This window comes from Exiguobacterium sp. R-39 (assembly GCF_049942815.1).
In the GTDB taxonomy this organism is placed as follows: Bacteria; Bacillota; Bacilli; order Exiguobacteriales; family Exiguobacteriaceae; genus Exiguobacterium_A.
The window spans coordinates 2,258,355-2,273,251 of sequence record NZ_CP187965.1 but is presented as its reverse complement, the minus strand read 5'-3'; the positions used below and the strand labels follow the sequence as shown (position 1 = coordinate 2,273,251).

Genomic DNA, 14,897 nt, shown 5'->3' with positions numbered 1-14,897 from the left:
TTGACTATTCTAGTGTAGAACAGAAAAAGAGCAAGACTCATACAGATGTGAATGTCGATCGATTTGAATGGAAAAGGGGAAATAAATCATGGCAAAGATTATGGCAGTAAACGCCGGTAGTTCGTCACTGAAGTTCCAATTACTTGAGATGCCGAATGAAACGATGATTGCAGTTGGTTTAGTAGAGCGCGTCGGAAAAGACGATGCCATCTTTACGATTAAATATGGCGAAGGACAGAAATACACGGATGTTCTTCCGCTTGCGACACATAAAGAAGCAGTTGAATTATCACTTGAGAAACTCATGGAATTCGGCATCATCTCATCGTATGATGAGATCAAAGGTGTCGGACACCGTGTGTTACACGGTAAAGAAAAATATGCGGACTCTGTTGTCATTACAGAAGAAGTCATGCAAGACATCGAATCTTACACGGAGCTCGGTCCGTTACACATTCCGCCAAACTTGATCGGAATTCGTGCGTTCCAAGCGATTTTACCGGAAGTACCGCAAGTCGCTGTTTTTGATACAGCTTTCCACCAAACAATGCCGGAAGAAAACTTCCTGTACAGTCTTCCGTACGAATACTACACAGAGTACGGCATCCGGAAGTACGGTTTCCACGGAACAAGCCATAAATATGTCACGGAACGTGCTTCTGAATTGTTGGGCCGTCCATTACAAGACTTGCGTCTGATTTCATGTCACCTCGGTAGCGGAGCATCGATCGCAGCTGTCGCAGGCGGAGAATCACTTGATACAACAATGGGCTTCACACCACTCGAAGGAATCACGATGGGAACGCGCTCTGGTTCGCTTGACCCAGCCTTGATCCCATTCTTGATGGAGAAAACCGGCAAGACAGCAGAAGACGTTCTAAATGTCATGAACAAAGAGTCAGGCATCTACGGTCTTTCTGGTCTTTCAAGTGACCTGCGTGATGTTGAATCTGCAGCGACAGAAGGAAATCACCGTTCGGAAATGGCGTTACGAATCTTCGCTAACCGGATTCATGGCTATATCGGTCAGTATGCAGCAGAGATGAATGGCGTCGATGCCATCATCTTTACAGCAGGTGTCGGTGAAAACTCGGATTCGATCCGTGAGCGTGTCTTACGTGGCCTTGAATTCATGGGCGTTTATTGGGATCCTTCACTCAACAACGGTGCACGCGGAGAAGAATTGTTCATCAACTATCCGCATTCACCGGTCAAAGTCATCATCATTCCGACGAATGAAGAATTGATGATTGCCCGTGACACGGTTCGTATCGGTGGATTGGTCGAGCAAAACGCATAATTAAATCTTTTTGAGCAAACGTCTGGATCACAACGAAAGTTGTATTCAGGCGTTTTTTTGTTTGAAGAAAATCATCTCAACGGAGTGAAAACAGGTGAGATGATTTCTCGTAATAAAAACGTTTGTTACAAGGTTTGTCATATAAAAAACGTGAAAACGAAAGTTAAACCGATTATTGTCGAAAAAACGGTTTGAAACCGATAAAAATGAGACTTTTGTAATATAAAAGTAACAATGACGTCATCTTTTTGTGGTCTATATGTAACGGCACAGCTTCATTTTGTCATGTATATTAATGTAAGTTACAAAACAGGGACAATTATGGAGGAGAGATTACATGATGATGAAACGAATAATCGCTAGTGTTTTAGCAGTCTTGTTAGCACTCAGTTCGTTTGCAGGTCTTCAAGCGGAAGCTGCAACTAAAAAAAATGTCAAGTCGTCGGTCGATAGTCTGATTGTTCGCCAGAAAGCTACCACAGCGTCCAAGAAACTCGGTCTTCTATATAAGAATCAAACGTTACCGTACAAAGCTAAAACAGGAAACTGGTATAAAGTAAGTTATAAAGGAAAAACGGCGTACCTCAGTGCCCGTTATTCGAAAGTCGTCACATCAAGCGGATCGAAAAAACAATCAACAGGTGGTTGGAAAACAATCACAAACGTAAGTGCAACAGCTTATACACCATACGATCCAGGTAGCGGTAATTTAACGGCAATCGGCTGGAACATCAAGAGCTCGAAAAAGAAAGTCGTAGCAGTTGATCCACGTGTGATTCCCCTTCGTTCAACAGTCAAAGTGTATTACAAAGGGAAATTAAAAGGGACATATACAGCAGCAGATACAGGTGGTGCCATCAAAGGCAAGAAGATGGACATTTTGTACTACTCACGTGCCGAAGCATTTAACTGGGGTCGTCGTAACGTCACTGTTAAATACAAATAAGTCATTTCAATCAATCGTACATTGGTGCGATTGATTTTTTTGTCCAAAAAAGCACTTCCTCTTGAAAGAGAAAGTGCTCAAAATGAGTTCAATTAAAGACGAACAATCAAGACATCACACTTCGCGTAACGTGTGATACTTTCTGAAACGCTACCGATAAAGAAACGTTCAACAGCGTTTAAGCCGGTTGCTCCACAGATAATCAAATCGACATTATGGTTGGGTGCAAGTTTTTTGGCGATGGTTACTTTCGGGGAACCGTATTCAATAGCGACTTCAACATCTTTTACACCACGCTCCTGAGCTGTCTTGACGTAATCATCGAGCAGTTCTTTTGCATAGGATTCGGCACGTTCGGTAATCGTCCGATCGTAGGCCTCGACAGTTGCGAAAGTCCGTGTATCGATGACGTGAGCAATGACGAGTTTGGCATTGTTTCGAAGTGAGACGTCAATCGCCGTTTCAAAAGCACGTTCTGCCTCTTTTGATCCGTCGACTGCTACTAAAATGTTATGATATACGATTGCCATCTTGTATCCATCCCTTCGTCTTCCTCTGATTTTACACCCTTATTATACCATTCCCTCAAGTAGAAGGTGAGGAACATTTAAGGAGATTTTAAAATTGTTCTTCGCCAGCGGAACCCGTAAGATGGAAAGAGATGAAAGGAGGCGATGCCAAGATGAGGCACGCGTTAATTACAGCAGGAACAAAAGGACTCGGTGAAATGGTGACCCGTCGTTTACTCGAGGAGGGGTGGCACGTCACTGCGCTTCACCGCTCGGAGCCGACATTTGTTCACGAACGACTTCATTTGATTAAAGCGGACGTCACGCAGCAAAATCAATTGATGGATGCGGTTGAACAAACGATGACTGCCCACGGTCGGATTGACGCGTTAATTTTAAACGCGGGACCGTATATCTTCGAACGGAAATCGCTTGTCGACTATTCGGATGAAGAGTGGAATGAAGTAGTGACCGGTAACCTGACAGCCAGTTTTTGGTTATTGCGAAAAATCCTTCCGATTATGCGCGAACAACAATACGGACGTATTATTACATACGGTTTTCCGGAGAGTGCATCTGCACCCGGGTGGGTGGAGCGAGCTGCATTCGCCGCTGCGAAAAGCGGTATGGTCAGTTTGACGAAAAGTGTAGCGCTTGAAGAGGCGGAATACGGAATTACGGTAAACATGGTCAATCCCGGTAATATTGTGGGCGACAATAAGTCAAAACGGATTGAAGAGGCGACGGCGGATGAACAGACGCCGGTCGGACGGACAGGTGTCGGAGAAGATATCGCGCGGACGATTTCATTTTTAGTAGCGGAAGAATCCAGTCTGATTACAGGGGCGATTCTTGATGTGACCGGTGGTGTCAATGTTGTGCATCAATCACGACCGTGATTTTTCGGAAGAAGGATTAACAGCTAGATTTGGCTGTGTATACAAATCAGGTGGGCGGAATTCGAATTCCGTCCACCTGATTTTTGTTTTTATTAGATTCTGATTTCGTTTACTGTACGGCTGTTACCGGTAAGGATTGGAGGTGCTTCGGATAGCGGGTCAGTGCTTCCGGTCCGCTCTCGGTTAAATGAATGTCATCTTCAATACGGACACCGCCGACGTTCGGGACATAGATCCCTGGCTCCAGTGTATATACGATTCCAGACTCCGCTGTCAGCAAGTTGTTCGATGCGAGTGACGGGAATTCATGGACATCGATGCCGATACCGTGTCCAACACGATGGGTGAAATAGTCACCGTAACCGGCTTGTTCAATCACCTTCCGGGCAGCTTGATCTAATGTACCAAGAGTCACGCCGACCCGGCTGGCTTCCGTTGCTGCTTCAAGTGCTTGAAGAACTGTTTGATAAATAGTTTGTTGTTCTTCACTGGCTTCCCCGTAAACGAACGTCCGAGTAATGTCTGAGCAATATCCTTTCCAAACGACACCAAGGTCGAACAGAACGAAATCGCCTTCTTGAATGACTCGGTCACCGGGCACACCATGCGGATCGGCACTGTTTGCTCCGAATAAAACCAATGTATCGAACGACATCTCACGGACGCCCTTCTTTTTCATTTCGAACTCGATTGTTGAAATGACTTCCATTTCCGTGACGCCGGGACGAATCGCCTGTTTGCCGATTTCGATCGCTTCGTCAGCTAATGCTGCTGCTTCGCGGAGAATTGCAATTTCTTGAGCGTCTTTTTTTAGGCGTAGTGCTTGCAAGGGTTGACCAATATCAAGAATTGCCGCATTTTCCTGACGGGCTTCCAACTCTTTAAACCGGCTGAAAGTCATGTGTTCGCCTTCAATTCCAATTCGGTTATTGGAAATCGAAAATGTCTTCAGGGTTTCGCTAATTTTGTCAAATGGATGCTCGTGGTCCGCATACGTAATGACTTCGCCGTCCCATGGACTTGCAGCGACGATGTTGGCTTCGAGGGCTGGGCAGAAGAGGGCACGTTTTCCGTTAGCATCTACGATGACAGCCATCACACGTTCATGAGGTTCCGCATAGACACCTGAAAAATAAAACACACTCGCTTTTGACGTAATCAATGCAACGTCGATTCCTGATTCCTGTAATACACGACTAATCTGATTTGTCCGTTCTAACATATCGCTTCCACCTCTCTGTTCGTTTCAGGATTCAGTATACCATCGTTAGAAACGGAAAACATTTCTCGCAAATCGGGACTAGTACACTTTTCATTCGTTGGAGTGGTACAGTATAATGACAGAAGAGTAGAATATAGGAAAAAGAAGGGATACAGCATGCCTACAAAACATGAACAGATCATCCGGCACATTGAGGATCTCGATGTGGGCGCCAAAATATCCGTCCGGCAAATCGCAAAGGACTTAACGGTATCCGAAGGTACGGCATATCGTGCCATCAAAGAAGCGGAAAATTTAGGGTTCGTCTCAACGATTGAACGTGTCGGGACGATTCGCATTAAAAAGAAACAAAAAGAAAATATTGAAAAACTGACGTTTGCGGAAGTCGTCAATATCGTCGATGGACAGGTTCTCGGAGGACGTGACGGACTTCATAAGACATTGACGAAGTTTGTCATCGGCGCGATGAAGTTAGAAGCGATGATGCGTTATATCGATGTCGACAGTCTCGTCATCATCGGAAACCGGGAAAAAGCACATGAGCTGGTCTTGGATGCAGGAGCAGCAGTTTTAATTACCGGTGGTTTTGACACGACGGAAGACGCAAAACGATTGGCAGACGAAATGGAGTTGCCGATCATTTCCACGTCTTACGATACGTTCACTGTCGCGACGATGATCAACCGGGCCATCTATGACCGACTGATCAAAAAAGAAATTTTACTGGTCTCCGATATCTTAATTCCTTTACACGATACGTTTTATTTGCAAACGAACGACCCGATTGCCAGATGGCATGAACTTAATGAGCAGACAAAACATAACCGTTATCCGGTCATTGATGAACAGATGAAGGTTGTCGGTGTCGTGACGGCGAAGGATATCATTGATCGTCCACATGACTGGCCGGTCGAAAAAGTCATGACCCGTCACCCGATCACGGTCGGAATCCGGACAAGCGTGACGAACTCCGCGCACCAGATGGTATGGGAAGGGATCGAGATGTTACCGGTCATCGATCAGTACGGACGTCTGCTTGGCATCATCAGCCGGCAAGATGTCTTGAAAGCCCTGCAACTGGCGAACCGTCAACCGCAAGTCGGCGAAACGTTTGATGACTTGATCACAGGACAGATCAAAGCGGCAGAAGATGCGAGAGGACCTTACCTTTCACTCGAAGTCTCACCGCAGATGACGAACTTCATGGGGACGGCTTCGAGTGGTGTCTTGACGACCTTGCTCGTCGAAGGAGCGACACGGATGTTGCGTCATATGAAAAAGGGTGACCTCGTCATCGAAAATGTCAGCATTTATTTCATCAAACCTGTTCAAATCGAGAGTACGATTACGATTCGAGCCAATGTGTTTGATGTCGGACGGAAGTTCGGAAAAGTGGATGTCGAGATGTATCAAGGTACACAAATCGTGGCGAAAGCACTCGTGACGTCACAACTAATCGATCGATGACAGGGACTGGACACAAAAAAAGACGGTAGCTACCGTCTTTTTTACGATTGTTCCGACTGTTCCATTTCACGGACGACATACGGATAGATTTTCTTATAGCGGATGAAACCTGCGATAAATGAAGCGACACCGATGACAATCAGAATCGAACAGACGACTTTTCCGATCGTCGTCGTCAATCCGTCACCAGACACAAATTGGTTAACGGCAAAAAGAATGACGAACAAGCTGAGCCAGATGCTCGCTTGCGTATTGAATAAAAATTTCCGGTTCGTGCTTTTCGTATGAAACGCACGTCGTTTTGCAAGTAAATATCCACCAAGAGATAAGACGATTAACAGAATGAGAACAAACTGCATATGGATGACCTCCTTTTCTTTCTATATCTGTTTGTATCATATCAATATTTAGAGGAGCTGTGCACTGTGAAAGAACAAATCAGACAATTGATTGAACAAGCATCGACAATCATCATTCATCGGCATGAACGTCCGGACCCTGATGCGCTAGGCAGTCAGTTTGGATTACAGCTGGTTTTACAAAAGCGATTTCCCGATAAAACAATAAAGGCAGTGGGCGAGATGGCGACCTCCCTTTCATTCATGGGAGAGCTCGATGCTGTAGAAGCAGCAGAGTACGCGCATGCACTCGTCATCGTCCTGGATACCGCCAATCAAGGACGGATCGATGGAGCGGAAGCCTTAAACGGTCAACACACGATTAAAATCGACCACCATCCGGACGAAGATCCATACGCCGACGTTCAACTTGTGGATACAACCGTCAGTTCGACGTCAGAATTATTGGTTCACCTCTTAAATGAATGGGAGTACGAGATTCCGGCAATGGCGGCGATTCAATTTTATGCAGGAATTGTCGGTGATACAGGCCGCTTCCAATTCAGAGGCACGACAAGCCGGACATTTTCCGTCGCAGCGCAACTGCTGGATACAGGAATCGATACGGATTGGCTCTACCGCAACATGTATCAGACGGAACTGGTTGCTTTACAGTTACAAGGCTATGTCTTGCAACATATCCAGTTGACGAAAGCCGGCGTCGGGTATGTCGTGTTGACACAGGATACATTGGCGACATTCGATGCGACCGTTGAACAAGCGTCCCTCCTCGTCAATAGCTTCGCAGGTCTGAAAGGCTTAAAAGCATGGGCATTATTCCTCGAAACTGATAAGGAAGTTCGTGTCCGCCTGCGTTCGAAAGGGCCGGTCATCAATGAGGTAGCCAAAGAATTTAATGGTGGCGGACATCCGATGGCATCAGGTGCGACGATCAAAGATTTGACGGAAGTGGATACGGTCGTCTCCCGTTTGAATGAAGTGGCAGAAGCCTTTACGTTCTAATAAAAAAAGGCTGCTCGCCATCATCCTGTTTCGGATACATGGCGAACAGCTTTTTTTAGCATCAATGAGTGGAAGCCTCTTCTTGAGGGATGAACCAAGTTCCCCGTTCTGTGTGATCTTCAATGACGTTTAATTCAAGTTCTTTAACGGACTTCCGGATTTTTTCAGCGATTTCTTCAGTCTCGGTAAATGCGGTTACCCCTAATTTCAGTTGTTCTACTTTTTCGCGGGCAATTTGGCTACGGTTTAAAATCATGGCAAACTCTCCTTCCGTGCAAGTCATGATGTTCTCTTTTTATTGTAGCGAAAAATGATGGGGATGGCGAGACTCAGAAACGCATAGATATGAAACTTCTGAAAACGTTTCATTTATGGAAGGAATAAAAGCAGATGAGAATGGAGGAAAAAGAATGATCCAACTAAATGTCCGTACAGCATACAGTCCTTTGCAAAGTACGATTCGGATGGATCGTTATCTGGATGAGGTCAAACGACGCGGCTTTTCAGCTGCAGCCATCTGTGAAACGTCCTTGACCGGCGTGCCGGCGTTCATGGCAGGTTGTGCGCAACGGGAACTGACTCCGATCATCGGACTAGAACAAGTCATAGAACCGGATGAACTCACGATTTTGTGGTATGCGAAGACGAGTCATGGACTAAAAGCACTCTACCGGCTTGCCAGTGAGATGCCTGTTGAAGACTATTCACAATTGATCGCTGTCCTGGAACCAAAACGCCAAGCACCGGAAGATGACTCGCGCTTACGGCGTCTCATCGCCCACTGGATGGGATCAGCGCACAAAGCGAAGATTTTTCTCGGCGTCAAGGCGGTCCGGTCGACCGTTGAGCGCGACAGCAGGGAACAGTACCGTCAAGCGGCAAATGCGCTCGGAATCGAAACGATTCCCATCGATCCTGTTCGTTATCTGTTTCGGGAAGAGGCGGAAGCGTTTCAAGCTTTGCGTGCGATTGACGAAGGGTCGACGTTCGCTGATCAAAAAGTCAGTCGGACGGCTCACTTTAAACTAATGGAGGAGTTGCACGAGCAGTATACTGATCGGGAACTGCGGTTGCTGAAACAATGGGGAGAGTCGCAGGAAACATTGACGTTGCCGTTTCAATCACGTCCTCTCCCGCAAGTATCGGATGATTCGAATCATGCATTGAACCGTTTGGCGCATGATGGCTTGCTCGCACATGGACATGTCGAGGAAGAAGCGACAAAACGGTTGCAGTATGAACTGGAAGTCATTGAAAAAACGGGATTTGCTGATTACTTTCTGATCGTCGAAGATTTAGTGCGCCATGCGAAGGTAAAAGGCATCCGTGTAGGACCGGGACGGGGCTCGGCCGCAGGGTCGCTCGTCAGTTATGCTCTCGGGATTACGACGGTAGACCCACTGAAATACGGGTTGTTATTTGAACGGTTCTTAAATCCGGAGCGGATCTCGATGCCCGATATCGATATTGATATCGAAGATGAGCGGCGGGAAGAAGTGCTTGAGTACCTGGTCGAACGGTACGGGAAGCAACATGTCGGTCAGATCGGAACGTTATCGACTCTTGGAGCGAAAGCAGCATTACGCGATGTTGCACGGGTGTTGGAGTTTTCTAAAGATGAAACAGATGCGGCAGCGAAACAGTTGGGAAAAGTGACGACATTACAAGGCCTTGAACAACAGGCTTCCATTTACCGCTGGTTCTCGGGCAGTGAAAAACGACGCCAATTACTGCAGCTTGCTCAAGCAATTGAAGGATTACCACGCCAACGTTCCATTCATGCTGCCGGTGTCATCATCGGATCAGATGAGTTGATCGAGACGACACCGGTTGATTTGAATGCCAGCGGACGGTTCGTTACACAATATCTAATGAAGGCCATCGAACAACAAGGATTGCTGAAGATTGACTTATTGGGGTTACGGAATTTAACACGACTGCGGCAGATGGAACAATTGATTCAACATACGTACCCCGATTTCTTGGTGGAACGGATACCGGACGAGGACAAAGCGACGTTACGATTGTTCGCCAAAGGGGAGACGGATCACATCTTCCAATTTGAGTCGGCCGGAATGAAACAGACGTTACGGGAGGTCAAGCCCAATCAGTTCGAGGATCTGGTCGCGACGATGTCACTGTTCCGTCCGGGACCGATGAAATTCATCGATCTCTATGCGAAACGAAAAGCCGGTCAACCCTATCAAATGGTCCATCCGATTTTAGAAGAGATTTTAACCGCGACGTACGGCGTCATCGTCTACCAAGAACAAATCATGGAGATTACACGCCGGGTCGCCGGATTCACCTTGGCGCAAGCTGATTTATTACGGCGGGCAATCTCGAAAAAAAGCAGTCAGTCTGTAGAGGCGGAAAAACAACGATTTATTGAAGGGGCGCTGCAAAACGGTTTTGATTTAACGGTCGCCGAAACGTTGTACGATCAAATTGAACGGTTTGCCGGATACGGATTTAACCGTAGTCATGCCGTGGCGTATACGAAAATCAGTTATGCCCTCGGATACATGAAGGCCCATTATCCACAAATCTTTTCATTGGTATCGATCGATCAACCGGAACGTCTCGTGCGTGTCATGCGGGAAAAACGTCTTCCGGTACTGCCGCCTGATATTTGGATGTCGGATTACCGTTCGACATTAGAAGGTAAAGGAATCCGGCTCGGCGTTCAAACACTTCGGGGAATCACGGAAAAAGATTTTCAGACGTTACGGGAAGCGGCCAAAACCTCGCAAACGATTACACAATTATTGTCAGCAGTTGGTTGGGGGAAAAAAGAACGGGCTAAGATTGAACTTTTGTTATACAGCGGAGCGCTCGATCGGGCAACTCATGGAGACCGTGGGCTAGCGGAACAGGAAGTCCTTGACTACTTTACGATGGCTTCGAATACACTTCTTCCGGATGAACTCGCAAGTCTCGGGCGAAGAAAGACAACGGCACAAACGAACCGGACAGCAACGGATTGGGCACGCCTTGAGCGTGAATCACTCGGATTTTGGTTGACCTATTCCCCATTGATGACCGCGATGAAGCCGCCGGTTGAAACGACGCATTTTCAAACGGTTTCCCTTGAAGGCAATCAAACCAATTACCTGGTCTGTTATATTGAGCAAATCCGTGAATTTAAGACAAAACGCGCCCAAACGATGGCGGTCATGCATGCCGTTGATGGGTATTCGACGGAAGAAGTTGTCGTTTTTCCGCAACAGTATGCAGCGTTTAAACGTTCGTTGTATATCGGAAACGTCTTGTTGATTGAAGTGAAGGTGCAGGAACGCGAAGGGAACCGGCAATTCGTCCTGGAGCGGTTACGTCCTTTAGGGCAAGATGTGTTATTCGTCAAACTACCGTCCAAAAATGATCTCGCGGTTCTTGAGCGGATGCTCGAGACCGTCCCCGGGGATATTCCGGTCGTCGTTCGTTATGCCGATACGAATGAGACCAAATCACTGCCGGGAATGTATGCCATCCAACAGGAAGAAGAATTGATGGCGCAACTCCGGATTCGATTCGGGGAAACGAATATCATCTTGAAAAATGTCCCTCGTTCGAACTAGTAGTAGGTAATAAGATTTGTTATAATAAGGGGTAATTGGTCTGACCAATGACCGCCGGAATAAGGAAATGACGCATGCGTCAGGAAGGTGGTGCTGTACAAATGGAGAAAAAGCGGAATGCTTTTGAAATGAATATTTCAGCAATCAAAACGATGATCGAACAGGATGGTTTTGTGCCGGGAGATCGAATTCCATCAGAACGTGAATTGGCAGAACGACTGTCGATTAGTCGTCCGTCTGTCCGGGAAGCACTTCGGACGTTAGCTTATCTCGGAATCATCGAGACGAGGCACGGCGGAGGGAGTTTTCTTTTAAACCGTGATGACCATACCTATATTCAAATCATCGCACAATTTTTAGTGACCGGCGATTCAAAGTTTGAAGATCTGGCAGGAACACTTCGTTTGCTTGAACAAGCAGCATTTGTTCAACTCGCAGACGCGTCCATTCTAGAAGTGCACGTCGATTCCGATGCGGCTTTTCGGGAAACGCTGATCGCTACAATCGATAACGATTTGTTTGAGCGGATTTGGCGGCAAGTGAATGCCTTCTATCAAAGTTTTGGTCAAGGGGAGCTCTATACGCGAGCGGAACGGGAAGCTTTTCTAAAACGCTCGTAGGAACCACAAGGGGGAACTAACGTGCAAGCATTTTTTCGAAAACCTAAAAAATTTGTCACTTTGACATCAAAAGAACAACGGGTCGATGTACCGGTTGGTTTAATGACGAAATGTCCGAAGTGCAAACTGATTCAATATACGAAACAACTCGAAGCCAATTTAAAAGTCTGTGTCTGTGGCTACCATCATCCGTTAACTGCTACCGAACGATTTGAACAATTGTTTGATGCGGGAACGATTACGTATTTCGATTTACCGGCAGTGAAGGCAGATCCACTCGATTTTCAGGATTATCCGGAAAAGCTGAAAGGAGATCAAGTACGGACAGGACTTGAAGAAGCGATTGTCTGCGGTGTTGGTCAAGTGAATGGATATCCGCTTGTAGCCTGTGTCATGGATGCACGTTTTCGGATGGGCTCAATGGGAGCGGCAGTCGGAGCTGCGATTGCAGAAGCCATCCGTTATGCAACGAAAGAACGGTTGCCTGTAACGATCTTTTCGGCTTCCGGTGGAGCACGGATGCAAGAGGGAATGGTCAGCCTGATGCAGATGGCGAAATCTAGCTTATTCCTGAAACAACATTCGGATGCCGGATTATTGTACGTTTCATGTATGACACACCCGACGACAGGTGGCGTGTCAGCCAGTTTTGCCATGTTAGGTGATTTTAATATTGCAGAACCCGGTGCCTTGATCGGCTTTGCCGGTCGCCGGATCATTGAACAGACGATTCGTGAAAAATTACCGGAAGACTTCCAAACGTCAGAGTTTTTATTGCAGGCGGGACAACTCGACGATGTCGTATCGCGACACGACTTGAAAACCTACTACACACGTATTCTGATGATGCACTCGGAGGGAACCAATCATGCAACCATTTGATCAACCAGTAATCGCATTGCGCGAAAAAATATTAGAACTGCACGATATGGCAGAGACACAAGGGCTCGATTTTAAAGAAGAGCTGAATTTATTGGAAGAACGGCTACGTCGATTAGAACTCGATATTTACGGGAATATGAAAGCGTGGAACCGTGTCCAACTGGCACGGCATCCGGAGCGTCCGACGACACTTGATTATGTTCGTCTGATCTGTGACGATTTCATTGAATTACATGGTGACCGGCACGGTTACGATGATGCAGCAATCGTCGGAGGAATTGCGATGCTGAATGGTCAAGCCGTGACAATCATTGGTCATCAGCGAGGAAAAGATACGAAAGAAAATATCCGCCGGAATTTCGGTATGCCGCATCCTGAAGGCTATCGAAAAGCTTTACGATTGATGCAACAAGCGGTGAAGTTCAATCGTCCGATCATCACGTTCATTGATACGAAAGGCGCGTATCCCGGCCGGGCAGCGGAAGAACGGGGACAAAGCGAAGCAATCGCGAAGAATCTCTTTGAAATGGCCGGAATGCCGGTCCCGATTATTTCTATCGTCATCGGTGAAGGCGGATCAGGTGGAGCACTTGGAATCGGTGTCTGTGATCAGTTGTTGATGTTAGAGAACTCCACGTATTCCGTCATTTCACCTGAAGGTGCAGCTGCCCTTCTTTGGAAAGATGCGAGTCTTGCTGAAAAAGCGGCAGAGTCAATGCAAATTACGGCGCCGGACTTACTTCGACTTGGAATCGCGGATGGAATCATCCCGGAAGTCATCGGTGGAGCGCATTTAGATGTTTCATTACAGGCTGACAAAGTAAAATCTGTTCTAGAACAAAGACTTGCCCAACTGACCCGTTTGACACCAGAGCAGTTAATCGAGAAGCGCACAGAAAAATATCACCAAATTGGCACATAACCTGCATGTAATCGCTATCATGATTGGCATTCCTTATTTCGTGATAGGATGAACAAACTGCTGTAGAAAGTTTATGCAGTCTGCCCTGTTGTAAAACAACAAAACTACGTGCTATTTTAGACTAAGATTAATGGAGAGGTGATTAACGTGAGTTTGAAACGGATTGCTGTTTTAACAAGTGGAGGCGACGCACCCGGCATGAACGCTGCAGTGCGTGCTGTAACACGTAAGGCGATTTTTCATGGACTGGAAGTATTTGGCGTCTATAACGGATATCAAGGTCTGATTAACGGAGATCTCGTCCAATTGAACCTTGGTTCAGTCGGTGACATCATTCAACGAGGCGGAACATTCCTTCGTTCTGCACGTTGCCCAGAGTTCCGGACAGAAGAAGGACGTGCGAAAGCTGTCGTCAATCTGAAGAAATTCGAAATTGATGCACTCGTTGTCGTTGGTGGTGACGGGTCTTATCGTGGTGCCCAAAAATTGACGGGACTTGGTTTCCCGACAATCGGTCTCCCTGGAACGATCGATAACGATATTCCAGGTACGGATTACACGATTGGTTTCGATACAGCACTCAACACGGCACTGGAAGCGATCGATAAGATTCGTGATACAGCGTCGTCGCATGAGCGGACGTATGTCATCGAAGTCATGGGACGCGACGCAGGGGATATCGCTCTTTATGCTGGATTAGCCGGCGGAGCGGAATCAATCCTGGTCCCAGAGCGACCAGAAGATTTAAAAGAAGTCCTAAACCGGATTCAAAGCGGTGTCAATCGTGGTAAAAAACACTCGATCGTCATCGTGGCAGAAGGTGCCGGACGCGCGCAGGATGTGGGAGACGAGATCGCCAAAGAAACAGGACTTGATACACGTGTCACAGTATTAGGTCATGTTCAACGCGGTGGTGCGCCGACAGCTGCTGACCGTGTATTGGCAAGCCGGATGGGTGCTTATGCAATCGACATCTTGCTTGAAGGTAAGCAAGGACGTGTCGTTGGGGTACGCGGTGGCAAGATGATTGATCTTGATATCGATGAGGCATTGGACGAAAACAAACACGAACTGGATCTTGGAATCTTAGAGTTGTCAAAACAACTATCAATTTAAGATCGACCGATATCAGTCGGAGTAGAATAGGTTTTATTGGCATTGTGATTGAACAGCCAAACATTGTAGGAGGTT

Annotated in this window: 14 protein-coding genes; 10 read left to right on the top strand and 4 right to left on the bottom strand. The window is 46.8% G+C overall.

Annotated elements, in window-relative coordinates:
* Positions 1–88 precede the first annotated feature (88 nt).
* Positions 89–1,300: an acetate kinase gene (locus ACP26N_RS11965; RefSeq protein ID WP_114595245.1), complete on the top strand. Its 1,212-nt coding sequence runs from the start codon at positions 89–91 to the stop codon at positions 1,298–1,300.
* A gap of 340 nt (positions 1,301–1,640) precedes the next feature.
* Positions 1,641–2,246 (top strand): 3D domain-containing protein, encoded by a 606-nt coding sequence (locus ACP26N_RS11960; protein WP_233494505.1) that lies wholly within the window; start codon positions 1,641–1,643, stop codon positions 2,244–2,246.
* Between the two features lie 92 nt (positions 2,247–2,338).
* On the opposite strand, the gene ACP26N_RS11955 is transcribed toward ACP26N_RS11960, so the two are convergent.
* Positions 2,339–2,776: a universal stress protein gene (locus ACP26N_RS11955; protein ID WP_026827730.1), complete on the bottom strand. Its 438-nt coding sequence runs from the start codon at positions 2,774–2,776 to the stop codon at positions 2,339–2,341.
* A 152-nt stretch (positions 2,777–2,928) separates the two neighbouring features.
* Between ACP26N_RS11955 and ACP26N_RS11950 the strand changes: the two genes are divergently transcribed.
* The gene (locus tag ACP26N_RS11950) at positions 2,929–3,654 is read left to right on the top strand and encodes an SDR family oxidoreductase (RefSeq protein ID WP_131502801.1); all 726 of its coding nucleotides are present in this window, start codon (positions 2,929–2,931) and stop codon (positions 3,652–3,654) included.
* Positions 3,655–3,763: 109 nt separating this feature from the next.
* Here the strand turns inward: ACP26N_RS11950 and ACP26N_RS11945 are convergent, their stop codons facing one another.
* Entirely contained in the window at positions 3,764–4,876 is a 1,113-nt protein-coding gene (locus ACP26N_RS11945) for a M24 family metallopeptidase (protein WP_426353906.1), read from the bottom strand.
* 156 nt (positions 4,877–5,032) lie between these two features.
* Here ACP26N_RS11945 and ACP26N_RS11940 point away from each other — a divergent pair, with 156 nt between their 5' ends.
* A complete protein-coding gene (locus ACP26N_RS11940; RefSeq protein WP_026827733.1) occupies positions 5,033–6,343 on the top strand; it encodes a DRTGG domain-containing protein in 1,311 nt (436 codons plus the stop codon).
* A 41-nt stretch (positions 6,344–6,384) separates the two neighbouring features.
* Here the strand turns inward: ACP26N_RS11940 and ACP26N_RS11935 are convergent, their stop codons facing one another.
* Positions 6,385–6,702 carry a YtpI family protein gene (locus ACP26N_RS11935; RefSeq protein WP_131502799.1) on the bottom strand — a complete coding sequence of 106 codons (318 nt, stop codon included), beginning with the start codon at positions 6,700–6,702 and terminating at the stop codon, positions 6,385–6,387.
* A gap of 66 nt (positions 6,703–6,768) precedes the next feature.
* Here ACP26N_RS11935 and ACP26N_RS11930 point away from each other — a divergent pair, with 66 nt between their 5' ends.
* Positions 6,769–7,704 carry a DHH family phosphoesterase gene (locus tag ACP26N_RS11930; protein ID WP_426353905.1) on the top strand — a complete coding sequence of 312 codons (936 nt, stop codon included), beginning with the start codon at positions 6,769–6,771 and terminating at the stop codon, positions 7,702–7,704.
* 61 nt (positions 7,705–7,765) lie between these two features.
* On the opposite strand, the gene ACP26N_RS11925 is transcribed toward ACP26N_RS11930, so the two are convergent.
* Entirely contained in the window at positions 7,766–7,960 is a 195-nt protein-coding gene (locus ACP26N_RS11925) for a hypothetical protein (protein ID WP_114595250.1), read from the bottom strand.
* Positions 7,961–8,114: 154 nt separating this feature from the next.
* Between ACP26N_RS11925 and dnaE the strand changes: the two genes are divergently transcribed.
* From dnaE to pfkA, 5 genes are all read left to right on the top strand, one after another.
* A complete protein-coding gene (gene dnaE, locus ACP26N_RS11920) occupies positions 8,115–11,282 on the top strand; it encodes a DNA polymerase III subunit alpha (RefSeq protein WP_131502797.1) in 3,168 nt (1,055 codons plus the stop codon).
* A gap of 74 nt (positions 11,283–11,356) precedes the next feature.
* Positions 11,357–11,902 carry a FadR/GntR family transcriptional regulator gene (locus tag ACP26N_RS11915; RefSeq protein ID WP_233494506.1) on the top strand — a complete coding sequence of 182 codons (546 nt, stop codon included), beginning with the start codon at positions 11,357–11,359 and terminating at the stop codon, positions 11,900–11,902.
* Between the two features lie 21 nt (positions 11,903–11,923).
* On the top strand, positions 11,924–12,784 hold the full coding sequence (accD, locus tag ACP26N_RS11910) for an acetyl-CoA carboxylase, carboxyltransferase subunit beta (RefSeq protein ID WP_131972393.1): 861 nt from the start codon (positions 11,924–11,926) through the stop codon (positions 12,782–12,784).
* Positions 12,771–13,706, top strand: coding sequence for an acetyl-CoA carboxylase carboxyltransferase subunit alpha (locus ACP26N_RS11905; RefSeq protein WP_131502795.1), 936 nt, complete (start codon positions 12,771–12,773; stop codon positions 13,704–13,706). The genes accD and ACP26N_RS11905 overlap by 14 nt, the downstream gene beginning before the upstream one ends.
* 153 nt (positions 13,707–13,859) lie before the next feature.
* Positions 13,860–14,822 (top strand): 6-phosphofructokinase, encoded by a 963-nt coding sequence (gene pfkA, locus ACP26N_RS11900; protein WP_256442161.1) that lies wholly within the window; start codon positions 13,860–13,862, stop codon positions 14,820–14,822.
* Positions 14,823–14,897: the final 75 nt, after the last annotated feature.

Excerpts from the sequence above, each read along its gene's own strand:
- ACP26N_RS11965 (WP_114595245.1), top strand. The coding sequence starts at position 89 with ATGGCAAAGATTATGGCAGTAAACGCCGGTAGTTCGTCACTGAAGTTC.
- ACP26N_RS11960 (WP_233494505.1), top strand. The coding sequence starts at position 1,641 with ATGATGAAACGAATAATCGCTAGTGTTTTAGCAGTCTTGTTAGCACTC.
- ACP26N_RS11955 (WP_026827730.1), bottom strand. The coding sequence starts at position 2,776 with ATGGCAATCGTATATCATAACATTTTAGTAGCAGTCGACGGATCAAAA.
- ACP26N_RS11950 (WP_131502801.1), top strand. The coding sequence starts at position 2,929 with ATGAGGCACGCGTTAATTACAGCAGGAACAAAAGGACTCGGTGAAATG.
- ACP26N_RS11945 (WP_426353906.1), bottom strand. The coding sequence starts at position 4,876 with ATGTTAGAACGGACAAATCAGATTAGTCGTGTATTACAGGAATCAGGA.
- ACP26N_RS11940 (WP_026827733.1), top strand. The coding sequence starts at position 5,033 with ATGCCTACAAAACATGAACAGATCATCCGGCACATTGAGGATCTCGAT.
- ACP26N_RS11935 (WP_131502799.1), bottom strand. The coding sequence starts at position 6,702 with ATGCAGTTTGTTCTCATTCTGTTAATCGTCTTATCTCTTGGTGGATAT.
- ACP26N_RS11925 (WP_114595250.1), bottom strand. The coding sequence starts at position 7,960 with ATGATTTTAAACCGTAGCCAAATTGCCCGCGAAAAAGTAGAACAACTG.
- dnaE (WP_131502797.1), top strand. The coding sequence starts at position 8,115 with ATGATCCAACTAAATGTCCGTACAGCATACAGTCCTTTGCAAAGTACG.
- ACP26N_RS11915 (WP_233494506.1), top strand. The coding sequence starts at position 11,357 with ATGCGTCAGGAAGGTGGTGCTGTACAAATGGAGAAAAAGCGGAATGCT.
- ACP26N_RS11905 (WP_131502795.1), top strand. The coding sequence starts at position 12,771 with ATGCAACCATTTGATCAACCAGTAATCGCATTGCGCGAAAAAATATTA.